The sequence below is a fragment of the Paracoccus yibinensis genome (assembly GCF_030846195.1).
GTDB lineage: Bacteria > Pseudomonadota > Alphaproteobacteria > Rhodobacterales > Rhodobacteraceae > Paracoccus > Paracoccus yibinensis.
The window spans coordinates 262,551-287,679 of record NZ_JAVCWH010000005.1; the positions used below are offsets into that span (position 1 = coordinate 262,551).

Below are 25,129 nucleotides of genomic sequence, written 5' to 3' on the forward strand. Positions count from 1 at the left end.
CGAAAGGGTGCGGCCCGGATCAGCCGCGCTTCTTGTCTTCGCCGAGATCCTCGAAATCGGCATCCACGATGTCGTCATCCACGTTGCGGGCGCGGTCGCCGTCGTCGTCACCGGCCTCTGGCGAGGCCTGCTGCGACTTGTAGATCGCCTCGCCCAGCTTCATCGACGCATCCATCACGTTCTGGATGCCGCCGCGGATCTTGCCCGCGTCGTCCGATTTCAGCGATTCTTCCAAGGCGCCGATGGCCAGTTCGATCGCCTCGACGGTCGAGCCATCGACCTTGTCGCCATGTTCCTCCAGCGACTTCCTGGTCGAATGGATCAGGCTTTCGGCCTGGTTCCTGGATTCGACCAGTTCGCGGCGCTGCTTGTCGGCATCGGCATTGGCCTCGGCGTCCTTCACCATCCGCTCGATATCCTCGTCGGTCAGGCCGCCCGAGGCCTGGATGGTGATGTTCTGCGTCTTGCCGGTGCCCTTGTCCTTGGCGCTGACTGACACGATGCCGTTGGCGTCGATGTCGAAGGTCACCTCGATCTGCGGCAAGCCGCGCGGCGCGGGTGGGATGTCCTCCAGGTTGAACTGGCCCAGCAGTTTGTTGTCGGCCGCCATTTCCCGTTCGCCCTGGAACACCCGGATCGTCACGGCATTCTGGTTGTCTTCCGCGGTCGAGAAGATCTGCGACTTCTTGGTCGGGATCGTGGTGTTGCGGTCGATCAGGCGGGTGAAGACCCCGCCCAGCGTCTCGATGCCCAGCGACAGCGGCGTCACGTCCAGCAGGACCACGTCCTTCACGTCGCCCTGCAGCACGCCGGCCTGGATGGCCGCGCCAAGCGCCACGACTTCATCGGGGTTCACGCCCTTGTGGGGTTCCTTGCCGAAGAACTCGGTCACGGCCTCGATCACCTTGGGCATCCGGGTCATGCCGCCGACCAGAACGACTTCGTCGATGTCGGACTTGGACACGCCCGCGTCCTTGATCGCATCCGCCACCGGCTTCATGGTGCGCTTGATCAGGTCGGCGACCAGGCTTTCCAGCTTGGCGCGGGTCAGCTTGATGACCAGGTGCAGCGGCGTGCCCGAGTTCTTGTCCATCGAGATGAACGGCTGGTTGATCTCGGTCTGCGAGGACGAGGACAGCTCGATCTTGGCCTTTTCGGCGGCTTCCTTCAGGCGCTGAAGGGCCATCTTGTCCTTGGTCAGATCGACGCCGTGTTCCTTTTTGAACTCGTCCGCGAGATAGTTGACGATGCGCATGTCGAAGTCTTCGCCGCCCAGGAACGTGTCCCCATTGGTCGATTTCACCTCGAACAGGCCGTCGTCGATTTCCAGGATGGTGATGTCGAAGGTGCCGCCGCCGAGGTCATAAACCGCGATGGTCTTGCTGTCCTTCTTGTCCAGGCCGTAAGCCAGGGCCGCAGCAGTCGGTTCGTTGATGATGCGCAGCACTTCAAGGCCCGCGATCTTGCCCGCGTCCTTGGTTGCCTGACGTTGTGCGTCGTTGAAATAGGCGGGAACCGTGATGACAGCCTGCGTCACCGTCTCTCCTAGGTAGCTTTCCGCCGTCTCCTTCATCTTCTGAAGGATCATCGCGCTGACCTGCGCGGGGGAATACTTCTCGCCCCGCACCTCGACCCAGGCGTCGCCATTGCCGCCGTCCACGATGCTGTAGGGGACAAGCTTCTTGTCTTTTTCAACCGCCTCGTCGCCGATGCGGCGGCCGATCAGGCGTTTCACGGCGAAGACGGTGTTGGTGGGGTTCGTGACCGCCTGGCGCTTGGCAGGCTGGCCGACCAGACGCTCGCTTTCCGTGAAGCCCACGATCGAGGGCGTGGTGCGGGCGCCTTCGCTGTTCTCGATGACCTTGGGCTGGCTGCCGTCCATGATCGCGACGCAGCTGTTCGTGGTGCCGAGGTCGATGCCGATGACTTTTGACATGCTTGTTTCCTTCTTGCGGCGATTACACTGGACTTCGGGTCCGTTACGGCCCCCGAGGCCCGATCCCAAATGCGATTCAAGGTCCGGCGGGCCGGACGCTTCGGGGGTGTATATAGGGATGGTTTGAAGCCCCGCAAGCGGCGGATGCGGGCAATTTGCGCAAGCTCAATCAGCCGCGCTCCAGCTGAGGGATTCGTATTTGCGAGTGGTGAAGTTGATCAGAAGGCCGATCATCATCGCCGCCAGCGAAAACCAGAGCGCGTAAAGCGGATCGGTTTTCAGGGGCGTGTAGTTGATGAACAGAAAGCCGCGCTGCTGGTCGATGATGTGGAACAGCGGATTCCAGATGAACCAGGGCAGCAGGGCATTGGGCAGCAGGTTGCCCACGAACATCTTGCCCGAGGCGAACATGTTGATGCGCTGAAAGACCGTAGTGATCAGTCGCGACCCGCGCGGCGACCAGGGCCGGATGCCCAGGAACACCAGCCCGATACAGGCCCCCGAAAACCACGACAGCAGATACATCGCCAGGCATCCCGGCCAGAAGTCGAACCGGATCGGCGCGATCACCACATGATACAGCCACAGGATCGCGATGCAGCTGACCGTCTGCCGATAAAGCACCGCCAGGGCCGCTGAGGCGATCAGGATCGCGGGATTGAGGGGTTCGTGCTTGACCAGCCCGCCCGAGACGGAGTGGCTGCCCGCCACCGCGCCCGAGGCCTGGACATGGACCATGAACATGAAGATGCCCGACATCAGATACAGCATGAAGTCGCCGCGGATAGGCGAATTGCGCACCCCCATGATCAGGTAGATCAGCAGGAAGGCCATCATGAAGATCGCGGATTGCAGGATCGTCAGCAGCAGGCCCATGACCGCGTTGCGGTGATCGTTGCGCAGGTTGTAGACGGTCTGGTGATAGATCAGCCCAAGCGTCGTTCCGCCCGCCTGGATGATGCTGTTGTTCTTTCGCTGGTTGAACAAAGTCCGTGCCTGCCCGCTGCCCTGTCCGACGGGCGCTTGCCCAAGCCGTCTGCCGCGATCATAAGAGGGTCGGGTCCCCCTCACAATCGGCGGGGCCGCGCTGAAAGGGCCGTCAGGGAAGGAAACTAGATGGAATTTGAACGACTGACCGCCCTGATGCGGCATCTGGCCTTGCAGGCCGGGGCGAAGATCATGGAAATCTATCAGGCCGAGGATTTCGAGGTCCGGGCAAAGTCCGACGATTCGCCCGTCACCGCCGCGGACGAGGCCGCCGATGCGCTGATCTCGGCCGGGCTGCGCGAGGCGTTCCCCGACATCCCCCTGATCACCGAGGAGCAGGCCGCGAGCCATGGCCAGGCCGCCCGGACTTTCCTGATCGTCGATCCGCTGGACGGGACCAAGGAATTCGTGCAGCGGCGCGGCGATTTCACCGTCAACATCGCCTATGTCCAGGACGGCGTGCCGCTGCATGGCGTGGTCTATGCCCCGGCCAAGGGGCGGCTGTTCTATACCACCGCCGACGGGCGCTCGGTCGAGGAGCACGGCCCCTTCGGCGAGATTCCGGGCGAAACCGTCCCCATCGGCGTGAACCCGATCCCCGACAACCGCGGGCTGATGGTGGTGGCCTCGAAGTCTCACCGCGACGCCGCGACCGATGATTACATCGCCCAATACGCGGTGCGCGACATGACCAGTGCCGGGTCGTCGCTGAAGTTCTGCCTTGTCGCGACGGGCGAGGCGGATCTCTATCCGCGCCTGGGACGCACGATGGAATGGGACACGGCGGCGGGCGATGCCGTGCTGCGTGGCGCCGGCGGCGAGGTGGTCCGCTTCGACGATCACACCCCTCTGACCTATGGCAAGCCGGGGTTCGAGAACCCGTTCTTCATCGCCTTCGCGCCGGGCGTGCTGCTGGTCCGGGCCTGACATGTCGGTGGTGATCGTCATTCCCGCCCGTCATGCCTCGACGCGCTATCCCGGCAAGCCGCTGGTGGACCTGCGCGGCGCGTCAGGCCAGGCGCGCAGCCTGATCCGGCGCAGCTGGGACGCGGCCATGGCGGTGTCTGGCGTGGATCGCGTGGTGGTGGCCACCGACGACGACCGCATCCGCGACCATGCGCAGGGTTTCGGGGCCGAGGTGGTGATGACCTCGACTTCGTGCCGCAATGGCACCGAACGCTGTGCCGAAGCGGTGGCGAACCTGGCCCTGACGCCCGAGATCGTGGTGAACCTGCAGGGCGACGCGCCCCTGACCCCCGCCTGGTTCGTCGAGGATCTGGTGGCGGGTCTGCGCGCCGATCCCGCCTCCGACGTGGCGACGCCGGTCCTGCGCTGCACGGGCCGGATGCGCGCGGATCTTGTGGCCGACCGCCATGCGGGCCGCGTGGGCGGCACGACGGCGGTCTTCGGTCATGACCGCCAGGCGCTGTATTTTTCCAAGGAAGTCATTCCCTTCGCGGCAGGCGATTTCGGCGAGGAAGACCCCAGCCCGGTCTTTCATCACGTGGGCGTCTATGCCTATCGCCCCCAGGCGCTTGCGGACTATGCGACCTGGGACGAAGGCCGCCTGGAAGGGCTGGAAGGGTTGGAGCAGCTGCGGTTCCTGGAACGCGGCCGCCGGATTCTGTGTGTCGAGGTCCAGTCGCGCGGCCGGCAGTTCTGGGAACTGAACAACCCCCAGGATGTGCCCCGCCTGGAGGGCATGATGCGGGCCATGAATCTGGACTGAACGTCCCCCATCCGTCGATGGATAGCATTTGCTGTAAATCAGGTGCGTTTTTCTGCGATTGCATTGGCGCCAAACTGCTTAGGCCGCTATGATTGCCCTTGAACGATGCAGCCTTTGCGGGTGATTTGGCGTTAAGCTGCGTTCGGCCCCTGGCCGCCCCGAAAAGATCGAAAAGGTGTCAGCACATGACTCGTAAAGTAACCAAGGCCATCTTCCCCGTAGCTGGTCTGGGGACTCGCTTTCTTCCCGCCACGAAAAGCATCCCGAAAGAGATCATGACGCTGGTCGACCGGCCCCTGATCCAGTACGCCATCGACGAGGCGCGGGCGGCGGGCATCACCGAGTTCATCTTCGTCACTTCGCGCGGCAAGGGCGCGCTGGAAGATTACTTCGACCATGCGCATGAACTGGAAAGCAGCCTGAAGAAATCCGGCAAGAACGACCTGCTGGAGATCCTGCGCACCACCAACATGGAATCGGGCGCCATCGCCTATATCCGCCAGCACAAGGCGCTTGGCCTGGGTCATGCGGTCTGGTGCGCGCGCCGCCTTGTGGCCGATGACGAACCCTTCGCGGTGGTGCTGACCGACGACGTGATCATGGGCGACCCGCCCTGCCTGCAGCAGATGATCGAGGCTTATGGCGAAACCGGCGGCAGCATGGTCGCCACGATGGAGGTCGCGCCCGAAAAGGCGCAGGCTTACGGCGTGCTGGATGTGGCCGAGGATATGGGTGCCATTGTCAAGGTGCGCGGCATGGTCGAAAAGCCCCCGCTGGGCACGGCGCCGTCGAACCTGGCGGTGATCGGCCGCTATATCCTGGCGCCATCCGTCATGCAGAACCTGAACAAGCTGAAGGCCGGGTCGGGCGGTGAAATCCAGCTGACCGACGCCATCGCCGACGACATCGCCGCAGGGCGCGACGTCTTCGGCCTGCGCTTCCGCGGCCAGCGTTTCGACTGCGGGTCGAAGGCCGGTTTCCTGCAGGCGACCGTCGCCTTCGGACTGGAACGCGACGAACTGAAGCAGGAATTCGCCGAATACCTGCACGACATCATGTCGTTGCGCCGGGCGGCCGAATAATCCATGTCCCGGACGGTATTGGTGACGGGGGGTGCAGGCTATATCGGCTCGCACGCCTGCAAGGCCCTGGCTGCGGCAGGCTATGTGCCGGTGACGCTGGACAACCTTTCGACCGGCTGGCGCGACGCGGTGAAATTCGGCCCCTTCGTGCAGGCTGACCTGCTGGACCGCGCGTCCCTGGACGCGGCATTCGCCGAACACCAGCCCGCCGCCGTCCTGCATTTTGCGGCGCTAAGCCAGGTGGGCGAGGCGATGGCGGAACCCGGCAAGTACTGGCGCAACAATGTCAGCGGATCGCTGAACCTGATCGAGGCCGCCATTCAGGCGGGCTGTCTGGATTTCGTCTTCAGTTCCACCTGCGCGACCTATGGCGACCGCGACGGCGAGGTTCTGGACGAGGATACCCCCCAGGCGCCGCTGAATGCCTATGGCGCATCCAAGCGCGCGATCGAGGACATGCTGGTCGATTTCGGCGCCTCGCACGGGCTGCGGTCGGTGATCTTCCGCTATTTCAACGTGGCGGGTGCCGATCCCGATGGCGAAGTCGGCGAACATCATCGTCCCGAAACCCATCTGATTCCGCTGATCCTGGACGCGGTCGACGGCAAGCGGGCGGCGCTTACGGTTCATGGAACCGACTATCCAACCCCTGACGGCACCTGCATCCGCGATTACGTCCATGTCATGGATCTGGTCGATGCTCATGTGAGGGGTCTGGAATGGTTGCGCGCCGGCAAAGGCAGCCGGGTTTTCTGCCTGGGCACCGGCGACGGCTTTTCCGTGCGCGAGGTCGTGGACGCCACGCGCCATGTCACCAATCGCCCGGTGCCGATGGTCGATGGCCCTCGCCGGGGTGGCGACGCCATCAAGCTTGTCTGCGGCAGCACGCGGGCCAAGGCTGAACTGGGCTGGCAGCCCCTGCGGTCCACCATGCAGCAGATGATCGGGGATGCCTGGCGGTGGCATCAGAACGGATCCTATCAGGCGTAACCGTCGGTCGGCCCCCGGCGTGGCGCCGGGCCTGGTCGGCCTGGCGCCAGCGCTGGAAGCGTCGGAAGCTGTTGTGGCGCTGCCTGCGGGCCGCCCGCGACCTGACCCCGCTTGCCGACCGCACGGCGGCGATCCGGCCAAGGGCCATCCTGTGCTTTGCCACCGTCCGCAACGAAATGCTGCGCCTGCCGCAGTTTCTGGACCATTACCGCCGTTTGGGCGTCACGGCCTTCCTGATCGTGGACAATGCCAGCACGGATGGCACCGGCGGCTTCCTGAGGGATCAACCGGACGTGTCGCTGTGGCATGCGGCGGGCAGCTACCGGGCGGCGCGATTCGGCATGACCTGGCTGGGCGCGCTGCTTTTCCGATACGGGCATGGGCACTGGTGCCTGACGGTCGATGCCGATGAATTGCTGGTCTATCCCGATTGGGACCGCCGCCCGCTGCCGGAACTGACCGCACATCTGGACGCGGTCGGGCGGCCTGCGATGGGTGCGATGATGCTGGATCTGTATCCGCGAGGGCCACTGGACCGGGCCGAGGCGGGTCCGCAGGCCCCGTTGACCGAACGGCTGCCCTGGTTCGATCCGTCCCCCTATCGCTGCCGCGAGGTTGCCCCGAAGCGCAATCGCATCCTGCATGGCGGCGTCCGGGAACGGGTGTTCTTTCCCCGCGACCCCGACCGGGGACCAACGCTGAACAAGCTGCCGCTGGTGCGCTGGAACCGGCGATACGTTTATGTCAATTCGACCCACTCCCTTCTGCCGCCCAGGCTGAACGACGAATATGACGGCCCCGGCGACCCGCGCCTGTCCGGGGTGCTGCTTCATGGCAAGTTCCTGCCCGACAGCCCTGCCCGCGCGTCCGAGGAACTGGTCAGGCGCCAACATTTCGTTGCCCCACAGGACTATCGCGGTTATCACGCGGCGATCGCCGAGGCCCCAACCCTCTGGCACGAGGGATCGGTCAGGTACGAGGGATGGCGGCAGCTTCTTGATCTGGGGCTGATGGGGGCGGGACAATGGCACCCCGGTGACGGTTGAATCGTTAACGGTCTTTTTACCAAGGGCGTGTATCCGGCATGTCGGTGTGTTTGTGATATGCAGGCGTTACAGGTGGTGACAGGGGCGGGGATCCGAAGAAGGCTGGGGGCGCTTCCGATCATCGGTCGCCTGCGCCGACGCGTGGAACGGCAACGCCTGATTGCGCGGGGCCTGCGCAGCCGCACCGCCTTGCGTGCCATATCCGACCGCACCCGGCTGATCGAACGCGGCGATATCCTGTGCTTCGTCACCTTGCGGGATGAACGGGCGCGGCTGCCCTGGTTCCTGTCCTATTATCGGGCCATGGGGGTGCGGCATTTCCTGATCGTGGACAATGCCAGCCAAGACGGCGGCGGCGATTATCTGCGCGCCCAGCCGGACGTGTCGCTGTGGTGGACCGATCACAGCTACAAGGTTGCGCGCTTCGGGATGGACTGGATGAACTGGCTGCTGCTGAGGCATGGCCGGGGGCACTGGTGCCTGACCGTCGATCCCGACGAATTCCTGGTCTATCCGCATCATGATCAGCGTCCCCTGGCGGCGCTGACCAGTTGGCTGGATGCCATCGGGCGCCGGTCCTTTCCGGCAATGCTTCTGGACATGTATCCCAAAGGCCCGATCGAGGATGCGGTCTGCGTCGAAGGCCAGGATCCCCTCGATATCGCCCGCTGGTTCGACCCGGCCAATTACTCGATCCAGAAGAACGACTATTTCGGCAACCTGTGGATCCAGGGCGGGCCGCGCACGCGGGCCTTCTTTACCCACGATCCCCTGGCCGGACCGGCGCTGAACAAGATCCCGCTGGTGAAGTGGAGCGCGCGCTATGCCTATGTCAGTTCCACGCATATGCTGCTGCCGCGCGGGCTGAACCTGGTCTATGACGAAGATGGGGGCGAACTGATCTCGGGCTGTCTGCTGCACGCCAAGTTCCTGTCCAGCTTCTCCGCCAAGTCGGCCGAGGAACTGGACCGCCGCCAGCATTACGGCGGCAGCCAGGAATATCGCGCCTACCACGCGGGCCTGCATCGCGGCGTCCGGTTGTGGTGCAGCGAATCGCGCGAATATCGCGACTGGCAACAGCTCGAGGATTTGGGCCTGATCTCTCGGGGGAACTGGGCGTGAAGGCGGCGGTGCGCCTTGGCGTGGTGCTGCTGTGCCATGATGATCTGGGTCTGGTGGCGCGGCTGGCGCGGATCTGGACAAGCGGCGGGGCGCGGGTGGCAATCCATGTCGATGCCAAGGTGTCGGCCGCACGGGTCGCCGGGCTGCGCCAGGCGTTGGAGGATTGCGGCCAGATCATCTTCAGCAGGCGCCACCGCTGTTCCTGGGGGCGCTTCAGCCTGGTCCGCGCGACCCAGGATGCCGCCGCCGAACTGCTGCAACGGTTCCCCGACACCACCCATGTCTATCTGGCCTCGGGTGCCTGCCTGCCGCTGCGGCCGATATCGGATCTGACCGCCTATCTGGCGGCCGACCCTGATCGCGATCATATCGAAAGCGTCAGCACCCATGACGTGGGCTGGACCGTCGGCGGCCTGAACCACGAACGCTTCACCCTGTTCTTTCCCTTCGACTGGAAGCGGCGCCGTTGGCTTTTCGACCGCTTCGTCGATTGGCAGCGCAGGCGAGGCATCGGCCGCCGAATGCCCGCCGGGCTGTCCCCGCATCTGGGATCGCAATGGTGGTGCCTGACCGCGCGCACCCTGCGCGCGATCCTCGAGGATCCGCGGCGGGCAGAGTTCGACCGTTTCTTCCGTTTTGTGTGGATACCCGACGAAAGCTATTTCCAGACCCTGGTGCGGCGCCATTCGACGACCGTGGAAAGCTGGTCGCTGACCATGGCCAAGTTCGATCATGCCGGCCGGCCTTATTGCCTTTATGACGACCACGTCGCCATGCTGGCCGAATCGCGCTGCTTCGTTGCGCGCAAGGTCTGGCCCGGCGCCGCGCACCTGCTGTCGCATTTCCCGCTGCCCGACGAAGACCGCCCGCAGGTCGATCCGCCCCAGCCCGCGCGGATTTCCCGCATCATCAACCAGACCGTGCGCCGGCGTGTCCTGGGCAGGCCGGGGCTTTACATGCAAAGCCGCTTTCCCCGCAAGGATGCGGAGAACGGCAAGACCTCGGCCCCCTATGCGGTGATCCACGGGCTGACCGACATCTTTCCCGGCTTCGAGGACTGGCTGCGGGGGCATCTGTCATGTCATGTCCATGGCCACCTGTTCAGCCCCGAGGGGGCCGAATTCGCCGGTCGGCCGTCCATCGGGCCAGGCGCGATCTCGTCGGATCCGCTGGTCCGCGACCGCGATCCCCAGGGCTTTCTGACTTCCCTGATCCGCATCACGGACCGGATGCAGGTGTTCCAGTTCAGCCCGCGCGACAATCAGGCGCTGAACTGGTTCATGGCGACCGACCCCCACGCGCATATGCTGGTCGTCACCGGCGCATGGAAGCTGCCGCTGCTGCATTCGGGGATGCCCTTCGACGACGTGCGGCGCATCTTCGCGCAGTTGCAGCGGATCGAACTGGAACAGCTGGACGTGCTGAATTCCCTTTGGGTCCGGGCCAGGCTGCACCATCACGACCTGGGCGAATTCCTGCTATATCCCCGACCGATCCTTCAGGACTTCCTGTTGCGGATCGATCCTCATTCACCGCCCATCACCACGCTGCCAGCCATGCGCGACCTGACCGGGCTGGACCAGATGCTGCGGCGGCTGCGCAATTCTGGACTGCGCCCGCGCCTGACAGGCGAGGATCTGCCGCCCGTCGAGCTTCTGACCGCCGAAAGGGCGGCCGCCGAATGACCGAAGGCTTCCGCAGCTTCGTGATCTTCGCCGAGATGCGCACCGGGTCCAACCTGCTGGAAGCGACGCTGAACGCCGTCCGTGGCGTCACCTGCTTTGGCGAGGCGTTCAACCCCTATATGATGGGCTGGCCCGACAAGGACGAGATGCTGGGCATCACCCGCGAGGCGCGCGAGGCCGATCCGCTGCCGCTGCTGGCCAAGCTGACCGGCCGGCCAGGGCATCTTCCAGGGTTTCGCTATTTCCACGACCACGATCCCCGTGTGTTGGAACCGATCATCGCGGATCGGCACTGCGCCAAGATCATCCTGACGCGCAATCCGCTGGACAGCTATGTCTCGACGCGGCTGGCCTGGGAAACGAACCAGTGGAAGCTGAACGAGACGGAAACGCCCATCCCCGCCCGCATCACCTATGACGGGGCCGAATTCCGGCAGATGCTGTCGGCCATGGACGAATTCCGCAGCCATGTCGTCAGCCGCCTGCAAACGACGGGCCAGGTGGCTTTTCATCTGGATTATGACGATCTGCGCGATGCAGGCGTGATGACCGGGCTGCTGCACTGGCTGGGCCGGACCGACCTGGACCGGGTGGAGCCTGCCCGCGACCAGGTGCCCCAGAACCCGCAGGAACTGGCGCGGAAGGTCGCGAATTTCGATGCCATGCAGGCCGATCTGCACGACATGGATCCGTTCCTGCTGCACCGCCTGCCGCTGTTCGAACCCCGGCGTGGACCGGCGGTGCCCAGCTTCGTCGCGGCGGATTCGGGGCAGGGGCTGCTGTTCATGCCGGTCAGGGGTGGACCAGAACGGACCATCCGGGACTGGTTGGGCGGGTTGGCCGCGATCCAGGGGGATTTCACCCAATCCACCCTGCGCCAGTGGAAGCGCGCCAGGCCGGGCCACCGCAGCTTTACCGTCCTGCGCCATCCGCTGCTGCGGGCCTGGACAGCCTTCGACATCCTGCTGACGCGCGGCAATCCCGAACAGCGTGAGGTTCTGCGCCGCCTGCACCGTGTCCCCCTGCCGCCCGACGATGCGCTGGCGGATTTGGCGGGGGACGCCCGCATCGCCGTCTTTGCGGACTTCCTCGCTTTCCTGCGCCGAAACCTGAATGGCCAGACATCGCTGCCCACCCAGCCCGCCTGGGCCAGCCAGACCGAGGTTCTGGCGGGCTTTGCCCGCTTCGCCCTGCCCGACATGGTGGTGCGCGAAGATCGGCTGGCCAAGGATCTGGGGCATCTGGCCCGCGCGGCGGGGATCGATGAGACCAGACTGGACGGGGTGGCGGCTGCCCCTGTGCCGGAGGCGCTGCGCGATCCCAGGCTGGCCGAAGCGGCGCAGGCGGCATACCTGCGTGACTACATCACCTTCGGGTTCGACTTGATGCCGTAGGGTAGGGTTTTACCCCACCTTGCCCGGCAAAAGGTGGGGTAGAACCCCACCCTACCCAAGCTGCAATTCAGTCGGGCGACATTGCTACCCCTGCAACAACGCAGCCAATTCCGCCTGCTTTTCGCGGACCAGGGCCGCATTCCCATCCGATTCAAGGTTCAGCCGGACCACCGGTTCCGTGTTCGACTTGCGCAGGTTGAAGCGCCAGTTGCCGAAATCCAGCGACACCCCGTCCAGGTCGTCGCGGCCCTGCGCCTGGGGTTCGTAGCGTTCGATCAACCGCGCGATCGCCGCGTCAGGGTCGTCGATGTGATAGTTCGTCTCGCCCGAGGACGGATAAAGCCGCATCCGCTCCTCCAGCAGCTCGGCCAGTGTCTTGCCCTTGCGCGACAGCAGTTCCACCATCAGCAGCCAGGGGATCATGCCGCTGTCGCAGTAATAGAAGTCGCGGAAGTAATGATGCGCCGACATCTCGCCGCCATAGATGGCGCCCACGTCGCGCATCTTGCGCTTGATGAAGGCATGGCCGGTCTTGCTGACGACCGCCTCGCCGCCGGCCTCCTGGATCATGGCGCGGGTGTTCATGATGACGCGGGGATCGTGGACGATCTTCTCGCCCGGCGATTTCTCCAGGAATGCCGCGCCCAGCAGGCCCACGATGTATTCGCCGGGAATGAAGCGGCCATTTTCGTCGAAGAAGAAGCAGCGGTCGAAATCGCCGTCCCAGGCGACGCCAAGGTCGGCGTTTTCGGATTTCACCTTTTCCACCGTCACCGGCTGGTTCTCGGGCAGCAGCGGGTTCGGAATGCCGTTCGGGAAGCTGCTGTCCACGTTGTGATGCATCCGCACGAAGGTCAGCGGCGCGCCGCGCTTTTCCAGTTCCGCCGCGATGGCGTCGAAAGTCGGGCCTGCCGTGCCGTTCCCGGCGTTCACCACGATCTTCATCGGCTTCAGCACGGACACGTCCACAAAGTCTGCCATGGCACGCGCGTAATCCGCGCGGGCATGGCTGAAGTCGGTGACACTGCCCTTGGTCGCGGGCGCAAAGCTGCCGCTGGTGGCCAGTTCCACGATGGGCGGCAGTTCGGTCGCCGGATCCAGCGGGGCCGATCCGCGCCCCACGATCTTCATGCCGTTGTAGTTGATCGGGTTGTGCGACGCCGTGACCTCGATCCCGCCGTCGGTGTCGTGGAAGCCGGTGTGGAAATACACTTCCTCGGTGCCGGCCAGGCCCAGATCCAGCACGTCGGCGCCGCCGTCCGTCAGCCCCTCGATCAGCGCGGCGGCCAGTTCGGGCGAGGATTCGCGGCTGTCCCGGCCAACGACCACGCGCTTGGCGCCGCGCGCCTGGGCGAAGGCCCGGCCGATCCGATAGGCGACATCAGCATCCAGGTTCTTGCCCAGTTCGCCGCGAACGTCATAGGCCTTGAAACAGGTGATGTCGCGATGGCCGAGATTGCCTTTGTCGCTCATGGGCATGATCCTTGCTGAACAGTCGAACTGACCAAGCGCTAACAGGACGCCTTGGAATTACAAGGCGCATCTGGTCCTTCTGGTCTAGGTGACGCGCAACGCGAAGGGCGTTAGAACCGTTCCCGACGAAGGAGATGCCCATGGATACCAAGACCCTGATCGCCGCCTATTACGACGCCTTCAACGCGGGCCGAACCGACGACATGCTGGCCCTGCTGCATGACGAGGTGGAGCATCACGTCAACGAAGGGGGCATCCGCAAGGGCAAGGCGCTGTTTTCGGACTTCAACCGGCACATGACCGAAAGCTACAAGGAAACGCTGACCGACATGGTGATCTTCGCCAATGAATTGGGCGACCGCGCGGCGGCGGAATTTGTGGTGAACGGCACCTATCTGAAGACCGACGATGGCCTGCCCGAGGCCAGGGGCCAGACCTACCGTCTTCCAGCGGGCACCTTCTTCACCATCCGCGACGGCAAGATCGCCCGCGTCACCACCTATTACAACCTGGCGGACTGGACCCGGCAGGTCAGCCAATGACCGTCACGACGCGCGTCCTGACCGGAGAGGCGCTGGCTGCCGCGCTGGAAGACGTCGCGCGTCTGCGCATCCGCGTGTTCCGCGACTTTCCCTATCTTTACGATGGGGATGCCGATTACGAACGCGATTACCTGCGCGCCTATCAGTCGCCCGGTGCGGTGGTCGTTGCGGCGATGGACGGCAGCCGGGTCATAGGGGCGGCGACCGGCGCCCCCATGGCCGACCATGCCGCCGATTTCGCCGCAGCCTTCGAAGGCAGGCCCGAACCGCTGGACCAGATCTTCTATTGCGCGGAATCGGTGCTGCTGCCGGAATATCGCGGCCAGGGCATCGGCCACGCCTTCTTCGACGCGCGCGAAGCCCATGCCCGCGATCTTGGGCTGACCTTCAGCGCCTTCTGCAGCGTGATCCGGCCTGCCGATCACCCGGCGCGTCCGCCTGATTACCGCCCGCTGGATGATTTCTGGCGCAAGCGGGGCTATCGGCCGCTGCCGGGTGTCATCGCGCAGTTTTCCTGGAAGGATCTGGGGGAAAAGGCCGAAACCGAAAAAGACCTGCAATTCTGGATGCGTTCCCTGTGAAGATCGCCGCCGCCGCCTATCCGATCGACTGGTTCGACAGCTTCGCCGATTACGAGGCCAAGCTTGCCCGATGGGTCGCCGATGCCCAGGGCGCCGACCTGCTGGTGTTCCCCGAATATGGCGCGATGGAGCTTGCCTCTCTGGGGGGGCGCGACGCGGCGGGCGATCTCGAGGCATCTCTGCACGAGGTGGCAAAGCATTGGGCCGCCGTGCAAGAGCTGCACCTGCGGCTGGCGGCAAGGCACGGCTGCCATATCCTTGGCGCGTCCGGCCCTGTTTTCGACGGGCGGCGCCCGGTCAACCGCGCGATCCTGTATGGTCCCGGGGGCATCATCGGCCACCAGGACAAGCAGATCATGACCCGGTTCGAGCGTGAGGACTGGGACGTGACCGGGGCGCCCGGCCTGCGGGTCTTCGACACGGCCCTGGGCCGGATCGGCATCCTGATCTGCTATGACAGCGAATTTCCCTTGCTGGGCCGCGCCCTGGCCCGGGCCGGGGTGGAACTGCTTCTGGTGCCAAGCTGCACCGACACGGTGGCCGGTTTCAACCGCGTGCGCATCGGCGCCATGGCGCGCGCGCTGGAAAGCCAATGCGTCGTGGTCCAATCGCCCACCGTCGGAGCCTGCGACTGGATGCCCGCTCTGGACGAGAACCGGGGCCGCGCGGCGATCTATGGGCCGCCCGACGGGTTCTGGCCGGAAACCGGGGTCATCGCAGAAGGCGTGATGGACCAGCCGGGCTGGGTCATGGCCGAGGTCGATCTGTCCCGTGTCGCGGAAAGCCGCCGGAATGGCGCGGTGCTGCCCTTTGCCCATTGGCCGGAAAGCGAAGGCGCAGAAACCATTTCTTAACCGCTCGCGTTTTATGAACGACCGAGGCTGTTCGCGGCCTCATTCCGTGCCATATCCTGCGGCCATGCTGCATATCAACGACACCATCACCATCGAGGAGTGGGAACTGACCGAACAGTTCACCAGATCCCAGGGGCCGGGCGGGCAGAACGTCAACAAGGTCGAAACCGCGGTCGAACTGCGGTTCGAGGCTGCGCGATCCCCGAACCTGTCGGATGCCGTGAAGCGTCGTCTGGAGCGGCTGGCAGGGCGGCGATGGACCCGCGATGGCGCGGTGGTGATCCTGTCCCAGGAAACCCGCAGCCAGGCCCGCAACCGAGAGATTGCGCGCGAACGGCTGGCGGAACTGATCGGCCGTGCCGCCGAACCCGTCAAGCGCCGGGTCGCCACCAAGCCGACCTGGGGCAGCCAGTTGCGCCGCCTGAAGGCCAAGACCGCGCGGGGCGAGGTCAAGGCGATGCGCGGCAAGGTGGGGGAAGGCGAATGACCGCCCTGCTGCGGTCCCTGGGAATGCTGTTCGGGCGGCGTCCCCCTTCGATGCAGGTGGGCGCCGTCTGCCGCTGCGTCAGGACGGGCGAGGTGGTCCTGATCACCAGCCGGGGCACGGGCCGCTGGGTGATCCCGAAGGGCTGGCCGATGGAGGGCAAGAGCCTGCCCGCCGCCGCCGCGACAGAAGCCTGGGAGGAAGCGGGCGTCGAGGGACGGATGCATGAATCCGAACTGGGCCGCTATCGCTATGACAAGGAACAGGACCGGGGCTATTCCGTCCCGGTCGAGGTCCGGGTCTTCCTGATGGATGCGGATCGCGAACGGGCTGATTTTCCCGAATCCAGGCAGCGCCGGCGCCGCTGGTTCGCGCCCCAGGATGCTGCGCGCCTGGTGGCCGAACCGGGACTGCAGGAAATCCTGCTTGCATTGCCCAAGGTGTCCGGCTGACATCGGGGCATGACGCCACCTGACCGCCGATATGACGTTCTGGACAAGGATTTGCGGCGGATCACCGTTGCGGAATCGGCCCAGTTTCATGCCGTACGTCCCGTCCTGCGGCTGGGTGCCGCCATCCTGCTGGGGGTGGCGCTGATCTTTCTGGCCCTTGGCGTTACCGGACAGCAGCCCGGCCTGATCGCCACCGGCGTGGGGTTCGTGGTGGCGGGCTGGCTGGGCCTGTCGATCGGGGCAAACGACATCGCCAATTCGCTTGGTCCGGCCGTGGGCGCGGGGGCAATCGCCATCGGGCCGGGACTGGTCCTGATCGGGTTGGCCGAAATCGCCGGGGCGGCGCTTGCGGGCCACGCGGTCACGCATCGGCTGGCCGAGGGGATCGTCGATGCCGCCGTCCTGGAAAGCGGGGCGCGGGGCCAGGTCATGATGCTGGCCGCGCTGATCGGGGCCGCCGCCTGGATCACCATCGCCACCGGAGCCAGCCTGCCGGTCTCGACCTCTCATTCCATCGTCGGGGCGATTGCGGGGGCAGGGCTGGTTGCGGCGGGGGCATCGGCCCTGTCCTGGGGCGGGATTCTGGCGATGGCGCTTGCCTGGGTGATGACGCCTTTTGCGGCGGCGGTGTTGGCAGGCGCCCTGCTGGCCCTGCTGCGCATCCGCGTGGCCGAGGCGCAGGACCGCGCGCGTGCCGCGAAGGCATGGCTGCCGCCGCTGATCGGCACGATGGTCGGCCTGTTCGTCGCCTATGTCGCGACCCTGCTGCCCGCCCTGTCCCTGCGCCTGCCCCTGGCGCTTCTGCCGGGTGCGGGGGCGGGCCTTGCCGTGGCGTTGCTGATGCGCCGCCGCCTGATGCAGACGCTGTCCGAGGGGGGCGAAAAGCCCGGCATGAAGCGCATCCTGGGCCAGCCCCTGCTGTTTGCCGCAGTGATGATGGGCTTTGCCCATGGCGCGGGCGATGCGGGCAATGTGGCGGGGCCACTGTTGGTGATCCTGACCCCATCGCAGACAGGGGCATTGCAGGTGCCGCTGCTGATGCTGGTGATCGCGGGCGCGACCATCGCGCTTGGCGCGCTGCTGTTCGGCCGCCGTCTGGTCGGCATGGTCAGCGAGGGGATCACCCGCCTGAACGCCGTCCGGGCCTTCTGCATCACGCTGGCCACCGCGATGATCGTGCTGTTCGCGTCGGGCTTGGGCTTGCCGGTGTCATCGACCCATGTGGCCGTGGGCGGCGTCTTCGGCGTGGGCTTCGTGCGCGAGATGCTGGACCGGCGCAGCAACACCAAGCGCGCCGCCCCCCTTCCGGCCGAGGAACGGCGCCGCCGGATGCTGATCCGCCGCAGCCATGTGGCCACGATCACGGTGGCTTGGGTGGTCACGGTGCCGATCACCGCCGCCCTGGGTGCGCTGTGCTGCCTGGGGATGCTGTGGGTGACGGGGGTCTGAGGCGTCAGACGACCACATCCATCCGGGATTGCTGTCCCACGCCGAAGACCCGGCGATAACGTGCGATTTCATCCACCGGACCGGTCGCCTTGGCAGGGTTGTCGGACAGCTTGACCGTGGGGCGGCCATTGGCCGAAACGGCCTTGCAGACCAGGCTGAAGGGCGCCAGACCGTCGCCTGCGACAAGCCCCCGAAAATCGTTGGTCAGCAAGGTGCCCCAGCCGAAGCTGACCTTGACGCGCCCGTGGAACCGGTGATGCAATTCCACGATTTTCTGGACGTCCAGCCCGTCCGAGAAGATCACCAGCTTCTTCTTCGGATCCTCGCCCCTGTCCTGCCACCAGCGGATCGCGGTTTCTGCCCCCTGAGCGGGGTCGCCGCTGTCGATGCGGATGCCCGTCCAGCCCGCCAGCCAGTCGGGCGCCCCTTTCAGGAAAACGTCCGTGCCATAGGTATCGGGCAGGATCATGCGCAGGTTGCCGTCATGTTCTTCATGCCAGTCGGCCAGAACCTCATAAGGGGCCTGGCGCAGTTCCTGATCCGTGTTTGCCAGCGCGGCATAGACCATGGGCAGTTCGTGGGCATTGGTGCCGATCGCCTCGATGTCGCGCCGCATGGCGATCAGACAGTTCGAGGTGCCGGTGAAGCCTTCGCCCAAGCCCTCGATCATGGCCTGCACGGCCCAGTCCTGCCACAGGAAGCTGTGGCGGCGGCGCGTGCCGAAATCGGCGATGCGCAGGTCGGGCAGGGTGCGCAGCACCTCGATCTTTTCCCACAGCCGGGTCATGGCGCGGGCGTAAAGCACCTGCAATTCGAAGCGCCCCAGGGTTTCCAGGACGGCACGGGACCGAAGCTCCATCAGGATGGCCAGCGCGGGGATTTCCCACAGCATCACCTCGGGCCATCTGCCCTCGAAGGTCAGCTCGTATTGGCCGTCGCGCTTTTCCAGGTGATAGGGGGGCAGGCGCAGGTTCTCAAGGAACTCCATGAAATCGGGGCGGAACATCTGCCGCTTGCCATAGAAGGTGTTGCCGCGCAGCCAGGTGGATTCGCCGCGCGTCAGTCGCAGGCCGCGCACATGGTCCAGCTGTTCGCGCAATTCGCCTTCGTCGATCAGGTCGGCCAGCCGGATGGATGTGGAACGGTTGATCAACTGGAACCGAACCACCGTGTCGGGCCGGTTGCGAAAGATCGACTGACACATCAACAGCTTGTAGAAGTCGGTGTCGATCAGCGACCGCACGATCGGGTCGATCTTCCATTTATGGTTATAGACGCGGGTGGCGATATCGACCATCGGCTTACTCCAGTCTGACGCCGGCGGCGGCCATGTCGGCGCGGGCACGGTCGCGGCTGCCGTCCAGGTCGATGGCACGGGTGGCGGATTCGATCACGGTGGCGGTGAAGCCCAGCTTCGCGGCGTCGATCGCGCTCCAGGCGACGCAGAAGTCATGGGCCAGACCCACGAAGGTCAGGTCCGACAGCCCCCGGTCGCGCAGGTATCCGGCAAGGCCCGTTGGGGTCGCGTGGTCGTTTTCGAAGAATGCGGAATAGCTGTCGATCCCCGGGCGGAACCCCTTGCGGATCACCAGGTCTGCACGGTCCCGGTCCAGGCCGGGGTGGAAATCCGCGCCTTTCGTGCCGATCACGCAATGGGCGGGCCACAGCACCTGCGGGCCGTAAGGCATCTGCACCAGGCTGAACGGATCCGCGCCCGGGTGGTTGGCGGCAAAGCTGGCGTGATCGGCAGGATGCCAGTCCTGGGTCAGCACCACGGCGTCGAAATCGGCCATCAGCGCGTTGATGGGACCGACGATCCCATCCCCGCCCGCCACCGCCAGGGCACCGCCGGGGCAGAAGTCGATCTGCATGTCGATGACGATCAGGGCGCGCGGCATCGGTTCCCCCTTTCCCAGGATGATCATGCCTAGGAACTGCGCGCCCTGGGGTCAATGGCTTGCAAGACCGGGCATTGCTGGCTAAGGCCGCGCCCATGCTGACCGTTGCCGCGCTGTATCACTTTACCCGTTTTGAGGATCCCGCCGCCCTGAAGGGCCCGCTGGCCAAGGTGGCTTGCGCCCATGGCGTGCGCGGCACGCTGCTGCTGGCGGCTGAAGGCATCAACGGCACCATCGCCGGCACGCGCGAGGGGGTGGACGCGGTGCTGGCCCATATCCGCGCCCTGCCGGGCTGCGCGGGGCTGGAGTGGAAGGAAAGCACGGCCCCCGCGATGCCCTTCGGCAAGATGAAGGTGCGGCTCAAGCGCGAGATCGTGACCATGGGCCAGCCCGATGTCGATCCGCGCGCCGGTGTGGGCCATTACGTCGATCCCGCCGACTGGAACGCCCTGATCAGCGCGCCCGACGTGGCGGTGATCGACACCCGCAACGACTACGAGGTCGAAATCGGCACCTTCGCCGGGGCGATCGACCCGGGGACCCGCAGTTTCCGCGACTTTCCCGCATGGTGGCAGGCCAATCGCGACCGCTTCGCAGGCAAGCGCGTGGCAATGTTCTGCACCGGCGGTATCCGCTGCGAGAAATCGACGAATTACCTGCTGTCGCAGGGCGTCGGCGAGGTCTTCCACCTGAAGGGCGGCATCCTGAAATATCTGGAGGACGTGCCTGAAGAGAGCAGCCTGTGGCAGGGCGAATGCTTCGTCTTCGATCAGCGCGTCAGCCTGACCCACGGCCTGCAGCCCGGCCGCCACGGCCTCTGCCATGCTTGCCGCCGCCCCCTGGCGCCCGAGGATCGCGACCGCCCCGAATACGAGGAAGGCGTCAGCTGTCACCGCTGCGCGGGCGAATACGACGAAGCCGACCGCAGGAGGTTCCGCGAACGACAGCGGCAGATTGCGGCCGGAGAGCTAAAATTCGAAGGAAATTCCCACTCGTCAGAGGGATGAGCCCGGCGTAACCAAGGGATTGCTATGTCAATCCGGGTCCACGATGGCGATTGTTTACAACGGCACTGCGTCGGCCGACCGGCTGAATGCCAAGAGCGTCTTTCCCTATCGCGACATCATTCAGATGCAGGGCCATGCGGGGCATGACGAATTGTCGGGCGGCTTTCTCAACCCGAACCGGATCTTCGGCGGGGCGGGGGATGACACGCTTCATGGCGGGGCGGATATCAATCTGCTGGACGGCGGGGACGGCAACGACGTCCTGAATGCATGGCAGGGGGATCATTCGATCCTTCGCGGCGGTGCCGGGAACGACCAGATCACCGCGGGGTGGGGCGGTGCGGTTCTGGATGGCGGGACCGGGGTGGATCTGATGACCGGCGGCGATGGCGGCGATATCTATGTCGTCGATCATCGGCGCGACGTGGTGGTGGAACAGTATCGGCCGCGTTACCACAACGATCCCAACCCCGCCGATCAGGTCAAGACGACGGTGGACTGGATCCTGGGCGCAAATCTGGAACATCTGGTCCTGCAAGGAAGCGGGTCGATCAACGGCACCGGGAACGCGCTGTCCAATGCGATCGTCGGCAATGCGGGGAACAACATCCTGGCAGGCGCCCGGGGCGCGGACACGCTGGACGGCGGGATGGGCAATGACATCCTGGACGGGGGCGAAGGGGTGGACACGGCAAGGTTCACCACGGCCGCGGCGATTTCCGTCAATCTGGGAACGGTTCTGGCGCAGAACACCGGTGCGGGAACGGACATCATCCGCCATGTGGAAAACGTGATCACGGGCGCGGGGAACGACCGCCTTTTGGGAAATGCCTGGGCCAACGGCATCGTCGCGGGATCGGGCAATGACGTGCTGTCCGCGATGGGGGGCAATGACCGGCTTGCGGGGCAGGCGGGCAACGACCGCCTGCAAGGCGGGGCAGGGAACGATATTCTGACCGGCGGGGATGGGGCCGATCATTTCCTGTTTTCCAGGAACGGCGGCACTGACAGGATCACGGATTTCACCGATCGCATTGACCGCATCGTTATCGACAGCGGGGCCGAGACATTTGCGCAGGTCAGGATCGCTGACCTGGGTGCAGATGCCCGCATCACCTTCGGCGACGTGATCGTCATTCTGTCCAATGTCGATCACGCCCTTCTGGGGATCGCGGATTTCAGCTTTGTCTGACAGCCCTCAGCGGGCGTTCCCCAGCCCGCCCGCCGAAATGGCGGCCATGTTCAGGATGTCGTTCACCGTCGAGGTGGTGGAACAGATCTGGATGGGCTGCGGCACCCCGGTCAGGATGGGACCGATCACCGTAGCCCCCGCCATTTCCTGCATCAGCTTCACGCTGATGGAGGCCGAATGGCGCGCGGGCACCACCAGCACATTGGCAGGACCCGTCAGGCGGCTGAAGGGATAGCGCGCGGCCGAGTCCATGTTCAGCGCCACATCCACGGTCATCTCGCCCTCGTATTCGAAATCGACGCCGCGCCGGTCCAGGACCTCGGTGGCCTTCGCCATCTTCACGGCCCGCTCGCTGACCGGATAGCCGAAGTTCGAAAACGACAGGAAGGCCACCCGGGGTTCAAGTCCCAACCCGCGCGCCACGCCCGCGCCGCGCGTGGCGATGTCGGCCAGATCCTCGGCTTCGGGCCATTCATGGACCAGCGTATCGCCGATCAGCACGATCCGGCCCTTGTGCAGCACGGCGGTGATGCCCACCGCGCCATCCTGCGGGCGCAGGTCAAAGACCTTGCCCAGTTGCGCAAGCACCGGAGCGTTCTTGCGCGTGGCCCCCGTCACAAGCCCGTCGCCATGGCCATGCGCCAGCATCAGGGCGGCAAAGACATGGCGGTCGCGGTTGGCCAACTTGTGCGCGTCTTCCCGGTCCACGCCCTTGCGTTGCAGGCGGGCGTAAAGAAATTCGTGATAGGCATCCAGATGCCGGGAATTGGCCGCGTTCACCACGGTCAGTTCGCGCACCGCGTCGCCAAGGCCCACCGTTTCCAGCTTTTCCTTCACATCGGCCTCGCGCCCCACGACCAGGGCCTGGCCCATGCCCCCGCGCTGCCAGGCGACGGCGGCGCGCAGGACGCGGGGATCGTCGCCCTCGGCGAAGATCATGCGCGCCTGGCTCTGGCGGGCGCGGGCGTGGATGCCTTGCAGTATCGCGGCGGTCGGATCCATGCGGTTCTTCAGCGACTGGACATAGCCGTCCATGTCGATGATCGGGCGGCGGGCGACGCCGGTGTCCATGCCTGCGCGCGCCACCGCAGGGGGGACGACATGGATCAGGCGCGGATCGAAGGGCGTCGGGATGATGTAGTCGCGCCCGAATTGCAGCTTGCGCCCATAGGCCACGGCGACCTCATCGGGGACATCCTCGCGCGCCAGTTTAGCCAGAGCCTCGGCGCAGGCGATCTTCATCTCGTCATTGATGGCGCGGGCGTGGATGTCCAGCGCGCCGCGGAACAGGTAGGGAAAGCCCAGGACGTTGTTCACCTGGTTCGGATAGTCGGAGCGCCCGGTGGCGACGATGGCGTCGGGGCGGACGGCATGGGCGTCCTCGGGCGTGATCTCGGGGTCGGGGTTGGCCATGGCGAAGATCACCGGGTTGTCGGCCATGCTTTCGACCATGGCCTGCGTCACCGCGCCCTTGGCGCTGACACCCAGGAACACGTCGGCGCCCTTCATCGCGTCCTCCAGCGTGCGCGCCGAAGTCGCGACCGCATGGGCCGATTTCCACTGGTTCATGCCCTCGGTCCGGCCTTGGTAGATGACCCCCTTGGTGTCGGCCATGATGCAGTTTTCATGTCGCGCACCCATGGATTTCAACAGTTCCAGGCAGGCGATCCCGGCCGCGCCCGCGCCGTTCAGGACGATTTTCACGTCCTCGATCTTCTTGCCGGACAGCTCCAGCGCGTTCAGCAGCCCCGCCGCGCAGATCACGGCCGTGCCGTGCTGGTCGTCGTGGAAGACGGGGATGTCCATCATCTCCTTCAGGCGCTGCTCGATGATGAAGCATTCGGGCGCCTTGATGTCTTCCAGGTTGATGCCGCCGAAGGTCGGCCCCATCAGGCGCACGGCGTTGATGAATTCGTCCGCGTCCTCGGTATCCAGTTCGATGTCGATGGCGTTCACGTCGGCGAAGCGCTTGAACAGCACCGCCTTGCCTTCCATCACCGGCTTCGAGGCCAGCGCGCCCAGGTTCCCCATTCCCAGGATGGCGGTGCCATTGGAAATCACCGCGACCATGTTGCCCTTGGTGGTATAGTCATAGGCCGTCTCGGGCCGGTCGGCGATGGCCTGAACGGGAACGGCGACGCCCGGCGAATAGGCCAGCGACAGGTCGCGCTGCGTGGTCATGGGGGTGGACGCGACCACGTCGAATTTCCCCGGGCGCGGCTCCATGTGATAGGCCAGCGCCTCCTCGGGGGTGATGCGGGCGCGGTTGCTGGTCTTTTCGCTCATGGGATCCTCCGAGGGTGGTGGTCCCGTTTAACGTTACGTCACGTCCGGCTCAACATGGATCAGCGACAAATCTGTGTTGCCGCAGGGCGCAGAATTCAGATCGTGACCCTGACGAAGCTGTCGCGCAGGGCGGCGGACCAGGCCGCGCTCATCCGCGCGAAGTCGGCATCGCCGTCTTCGATACGGCGGCGGTGCGTGATGGCGCAGGCGCCTTCCTCGATGATCGCCAGATCCAGCGGCATGCCCACGGACAGGTTCGATCGCAACGTTGAATCCATCGACAGCAGCACCGCCTTCTGCGCATCGGCCAGGCTGGTCGCGGGCGTCACCACGCGGTCCAGGATCGGCTTGCCGTATTTGTGTTCGCCGATCTGCAGGAAGGGCGTGTCCTCCGTCGCCTCGATGAAATTGCCCTCGGGATAGATCAGATACATGCGCATGTCGCCGCCCTGGCGCTGGCCCGCGACGATCATGCTGGCGGATGCCTGCTGGCGCAGGTCGCGGCATTGTTCGGCGATCTCGCGCCGTGTGCGCGACAACGTGTCGCCGATGATCGTGGCGACCTGCAACATCGTCTGCGCCTTCATGATCGAGGTCGTCTCGTCCGCCATATCGTCATGGATGGCCTCGTTCAGGCGGGCAAGCGTCGTCTGCGTGACCGACAGCGACCCGGCCGTCATCACCACGATGGCGCGTTCGCCCGGCTGTTCGAAGAAGAACATCTTGCGATAGCAGGCGATGTTGTCCAGGCCCGCATTCGTGCGCGTGTCCGACAGCAGCACAAGTCCGGCATTCAGCTTCAAGCCGACGCAATAGGTCATGGCTGCGTCTTCCCCGTCATGATGGCCGCAATCTAAAGGCGACAGGGGTAGGCCGCAATCCGTCCTTTCCATTCACTTTGGCTCAAATATCCGCCGGGGTGAATTGGCCAAAGGCCAAG

General features: G+C 65.2%; 23 protein-coding genes. 16 read left to right on the plus strand and 7 right to left on the minus strand.

Going from position 1 to position 25,129, the window contains the following annotated elements; translation table 11 throughout:
• Nucleotides 1-19 precede the first annotated feature (19 nt).
• Both dnaK and RAH32_RS13360 read right to left on the minus strand, forming a co-directional pair.
• Nucleotides 20-1,936 (minus strand): molecular chaperone DnaK, encoded by a 1,917-nt coding sequence (gene dnaK / locus RAH32_RS13355; RefSeq protein ID WP_306608428.1) that lies wholly within the window; start codon nt 1,934-1,936, stop codon nt 20-22.
• A 165-nt stretch (nt 1,937-2,101) separates the two neighbouring features.
• The gene (locus RAH32_RS13360; protein ID WP_306608429.1) at nt 2,102-2,923 is read right to left on the minus strand and encodes an ABC transporter permease; all 822 of its coding nucleotides are present in this window, start codon (nt 2,921-2,923) and stop codon (nt 2,102-2,104) included.
• A gap of 129 nt (nt 2,924-3,052) precedes the next feature.
• On the opposite strand from RAH32_RS13360, the gene cysQ reads away from it, so the two are divergent.
• The 8 genes from cysQ (at nt 3,053) to RAH32_RS13400 (ending at nt 11,971) form a co-directional block, all read left to right on the plus strand.
• Nucleotides 3,053-3,850 carry a 3'(2'),5'-bisphosphate nucleotidase CysQ gene (gene cysQ / locus RAH32_RS13365; RefSeq protein WP_306608430.1) on the plus strand — a complete coding sequence of 266 codons (798 nt, stop codon included), beginning with the start codon at nt 3,053-3,055 and terminating at the stop codon, nt 3,848-3,850.
• Nucleotide 3,851: 1 nt separating this feature from the next.
• Nucleotides 3,852-4,652, plus strand: a complete 801-nt coding sequence (gene kdsB, locus RAH32_RS13370; RefSeq protein ID WP_306608431.1) for a 3-deoxy-manno-octulosonate cytidylyltransferase — start codon at nt 3,852-3,854, stop codon at nt 4,650-4,652.
• Between the two features lie 185 nt (nt 4,653-4,837).
• The gene (locus RAH32_RS13375; RefSeq protein WP_306608432.1) at nt 4,838-5,734 is read left to right on the plus strand and encodes a UTP--glucose-1-phosphate uridylyltransferase; all 897 of its coding nucleotides are present in this window, start codon (nt 4,838-4,840) and stop codon (nt 5,732-5,734) included.
• 3 nt (nt 5,735-5,737) lie between these two features.
• The gene (gene galE, locus RAH32_RS13380; protein WP_306608433.1) at nt 5,738-6,724 is read left to right on the plus strand and encodes a UDP-glucose 4-epimerase GalE; all 987 of its coding nucleotides are present in this window, start codon (nt 5,738-5,740) and stop codon (nt 6,722-6,724) included.
• 71 nt (nt 6,725-6,795) lie between these two features.
• Nucleotides 6,796-7,770 carry a glycosyltransferase family 2 protein gene (locus RAH32_RS13385; RefSeq protein ID WP_306608434.1) on the plus strand — a complete coding sequence of 325 codons (975 nt, stop codon included), beginning with the start codon at nt 6,796-6,798 and terminating at the stop codon, nt 7,768-7,770.
• Nucleotides 7,771-7,842: 72 nt separating this feature from the next.
• Nucleotides 7,843-8,892, plus strand: a complete 1,050-nt coding sequence (locus RAH32_RS13390; protein WP_373429712.1) for a glycosyltransferase family 2 protein — start codon at nt 7,843-7,845, stop codon at nt 8,890-8,892.
• Entirely contained in the window at nt 8,889-10,577 is a 1,689-nt protein-coding gene (locus tag RAH32_RS13395; protein WP_306608435.1) for a DUF5927 domain-containing protein, read from the plus strand. Before RAH32_RS13390 ends, RAH32_RS13395 begins: the two co-directional genes overlap by 4 nt.
• Nucleotides 10,574-11,971 (plus strand): hypothetical protein, encoded by a 1,398-nt coding sequence (locus tag RAH32_RS13400; RefSeq protein ID WP_306608436.1) that lies wholly within the window; start codon nt 10,574-10,576, stop codon nt 11,969-11,971. The genes RAH32_RS13395 and RAH32_RS13400 overlap by 4 nt, the downstream gene beginning before the upstream one ends.
• A gap of 84 nt (nt 11,972-12,055) precedes the next feature.
• Here the strand turns inward: RAH32_RS13400 and RAH32_RS13405 are convergent, their stop codons facing one another.
• Nucleotides 12,056-13,444, minus strand: coding sequence for a phosphohexomutase domain-containing protein (locus RAH32_RS13405; RefSeq protein WP_306608437.1), 1,389 nt, complete (start codon nt 13,442-13,444; stop codon nt 12,056-12,058).
• 140 nt (nt 13,445-13,584) lie between these two features.
• Here RAH32_RS13405 and RAH32_RS13410 point away from each other — a divergent pair, with 140 nt between their 5' ends.
• From RAH32_RS13410 to RAH32_RS13435, 6 genes are all read left to right on the plus strand, one after another.
• Entirely contained in the window at nt 13,585-13,986 is a 402-nt protein-coding gene (locus RAH32_RS13410) for a ketosteroid isomerase-related protein (RefSeq protein ID WP_306608438.1), read from the plus strand.
• Complete coding sequence (locus RAH32_RS13415) at nt 13,983-14,567, plus strand: GNAT family N-acetyltransferase (protein ID WP_306608439.1); 585 nt, start codon at nt 13,983-13,985, stop codon at nt 14,565-14,567. Before RAH32_RS13410 ends, RAH32_RS13415 begins: the two co-directional genes overlap by 4 nt.
• Nucleotides 14,564-15,421 carry a carbon-nitrogen hydrolase family protein gene (locus RAH32_RS13420; RefSeq protein ID WP_306608440.1) on the plus strand — a complete coding sequence of 286 codons (858 nt, stop codon included), beginning with the start codon at nt 14,564-14,566 and terminating at the stop codon, nt 15,419-15,421. The genes RAH32_RS13415 and RAH32_RS13420 overlap by 4 nt, the downstream gene beginning before the upstream one ends.
• Nucleotides 15,422-15,485: 64 nt before the next feature.
• On the plus strand, nt 15,486-15,908 hold the full coding sequence (arfB, locus tag RAH32_RS13425; RefSeq protein WP_306608441.1) for an alternative ribosome rescue aminoacyl-tRNA hydrolase ArfB: 423 nt from the start codon (nt 15,486-15,488) through the stop codon (nt 15,906-15,908).
• Nucleotides 15,905-16,357 (plus strand): NUDIX hydrolase, encoded by a 453-nt coding sequence (locus RAH32_RS13430; protein ID WP_306608442.1) that lies wholly within the window; start codon nt 15,905-15,907, stop codon nt 16,355-16,357. Before arfB ends, RAH32_RS13430 begins: the two co-directional genes overlap by 4 nt.
• A 9-nt stretch (nt 16,358-16,366) precedes the next feature.
• Nucleotides 16,367-17,806: an inorganic phosphate transporter gene (locus RAH32_RS13435; protein ID WP_306608443.1), complete on the plus strand. Its 1,440-nt coding sequence runs from the start codon at nt 16,367-16,369 to the stop codon at nt 17,804-17,806.
• A gap of 4 nt (nt 17,807-17,810) precedes the next feature.
• On the opposite strand, the gene pncB is transcribed toward RAH32_RS13435, so the two are convergent.
• Together pncB and pncA are read right to left on the minus strand one after the other, a co-directional pair.
• On the minus strand, nt 17,811-19,103 hold the full coding sequence (gene pncB / locus RAH32_RS13440; protein WP_306608444.1) for a nicotinate phosphoribosyltransferase: 1,293 nt from the start codon (nt 19,101-19,103) through the stop codon (nt 17,811-17,813).
• A gap of 4 nt (nt 19,104-19,107) precedes the next feature.
• Nucleotides 19,108-19,704 (minus strand): bifunctional nicotinamidase/pyrazinamidase, encoded by a 597-nt coding sequence (pncA, locus tag RAH32_RS13445; protein WP_306608445.1) that lies wholly within the window; start codon nt 19,702-19,704, stop codon nt 19,108-19,110.
• A 95-nt stretch (nt 19,705-19,799) separates the two neighbouring features.
• Between pncA and trhO the strand changes: the two genes are divergently transcribed.
• Together trhO and RAH32_RS13455 are read left to right on the plus strand one after the other, a co-directional pair.
• Nucleotides 19,800-20,711 carry an oxygen-dependent tRNA uridine(34) hydroxylase TrhO gene (trhO, locus tag RAH32_RS13450; protein WP_306608446.1) on the plus strand — a complete coding sequence of 304 codons (912 nt, stop codon included), beginning with the start codon at nt 19,800-19,802 and terminating at the stop codon, nt 20,709-20,711.
• Nucleotides 20,712-20,754: 43 nt separating this feature from the next.
• Nucleotides 20,755-21,903, plus strand: coding sequence for a calcium-binding protein (locus RAH32_RS13455; protein WP_306608447.1), 1,149 nt, complete (start codon nt 20,755-20,757; stop codon nt 21,901-21,903).
• Nucleotides 21,904-21,909: 6 nt separating this feature from the next.
• Here the strand turns inward: RAH32_RS13455 and RAH32_RS13460 are convergent, their stop codons facing one another.
• Nucleotides 21,910-24,189 carry an NADP-dependent malic enzyme gene (locus RAH32_RS13460; RefSeq protein ID WP_306608448.1) on the minus strand — a complete coding sequence of 760 codons (2,280 nt, stop codon included), beginning with the start codon at nt 24,187-24,189 and terminating at the stop codon, nt 21,910-21,912.
• Nucleotides 24,190-24,284: 95 nt separating this feature from the next.
• Nucleotides 24,285-25,010, minus strand: coding sequence for a proteasome-type protease (locus RAH32_RS13465; protein ID WP_306608449.1), 726 nt, complete (start codon nt 25,008-25,010; stop codon nt 24,285-24,287).
• Between the last annotated feature and the right edge of the window lie 119 nt (nt 25,011-25,129).

What these genes read in the sequence shown, in the direction of transcription:
- arfB (WP_306608441.1), top strand. Translation starts at nt 15,486, where the DNA reads ATGCTGCATATCAACGACACCATCACCATCGAGGAGTGGGAACTGACC.
- RAH32_RS13410 (WP_306608438.1), top strand. Translation starts at nt 13,585, where the DNA reads ATGGATACCAAGACCCTGATCGCCGCCTATTACGACGCCTTCAACGCG.
- RAH32_RS13430 (WP_306608442.1), top strand. Translation starts at nt 15,905, where the DNA reads ATGACCGCCCTGCTGCGGTCCCTGGGAATGCTGTTCGGGCGGCGTCCC.
- cysQ (WP_306608430.1), top strand. Translation starts at nt 3,053, where the DNA reads ATGGAATTTGAACGACTGACCGCCCTGATGCGGCATCTGGCCTTGCAG.
- kdsB (WP_306608431.1), top strand. Translation starts at nt 3,852, where the DNA reads ATGTCGGTGGTGATCGTCATTCCCGCCCGTCATGCCTCGACGCGCTAT.
- galE (WP_306608433.1), top strand. Translation starts at nt 5,738, where the DNA reads ATGTCCCGGACGGTATTGGTGACGGGGGGTGCAGGCTATATCGGCTCG.
- RAH32_RS13375 (WP_306608432.1), top strand. Translation starts at nt 4,838, where the DNA reads ATGACTCGTAAAGTAACCAAGGCCATCTTCCCCGTAGCTGGTCTGGGG.
- RAH32_RS13465 (WP_306608449.1), bottom strand. Translation starts at nt 25,010, where the DNA reads ATGACCTATTGCGTCGGCTTGAAGCTGAATGCCGGACTTGTGCTGCTG.
- RAH32_RS13460 (WP_306608448.1), bottom strand. Translation starts at nt 24,189, where the DNA reads ATGAGCGAAAAGACCAGCAACCGCGCCCGCATCACCCCCGAGGAGGCG.
- dnaK (WP_306608428.1), bottom strand. Translation starts at nt 1,936, where the DNA reads ATGTCAAAAGTCATCGGCATCGACCTCGGCACCACGAACAGCTGCGTC.
- RAH32_RS13435 (WP_306608443.1), top strand. Translation starts at nt 16,367, where the DNA reads ATGACGCCACCTGACCGCCGATATGACGTTCTGGACAAGGATTTGCGG.
- pncB (WP_306608444.1), bottom strand. Translation starts at nt 19,103, where the DNA reads ATGGTCGATATCGCCACCCGCGTCTATAACCATAAATGGAAGATCGAC.
- RAH32_RS13415 (WP_306608439.1), top strand. Translation starts at nt 13,983, where the DNA reads ATGACCGTCACGACGCGCGTCCTGACCGGAGAGGCGCTGGCTGCCGCG.
- RAH32_RS13405 (WP_306608437.1), bottom strand. Translation starts at nt 13,444, where the DNA reads ATGAGCGACAAAGGCAATCTCGGCCATCGCGACATCACCTGTTTCAAG.
- RAH32_RS13400 (WP_306608436.1), top strand. Translation starts at nt 10,574, where the DNA reads ATGACCGAAGGCTTCCGCAGCTTCGTGATCTTCGCCGAGATGCGCACC.
- trhO (WP_306608446.1), top strand. Translation starts at nt 19,800, where the DNA reads ATGCTGACCGTTGCCGCGCTGTATCACTTTACCCGTTTTGAGGATCCC.
- RAH32_RS13455 (WP_306608447.1), top strand. Translation starts at nt 20,755, where the DNA reads ATGGCGATTGTTTACAACGGCACTGCGTCGGCCGACCGGCTGAATGCC.
- pncA (WP_306608445.1), bottom strand. Translation starts at nt 19,704, where the DNA reads ATGCCGCGCGCCCTGATCGTCATCGACATGCAGATCGACTTCTGCCCC.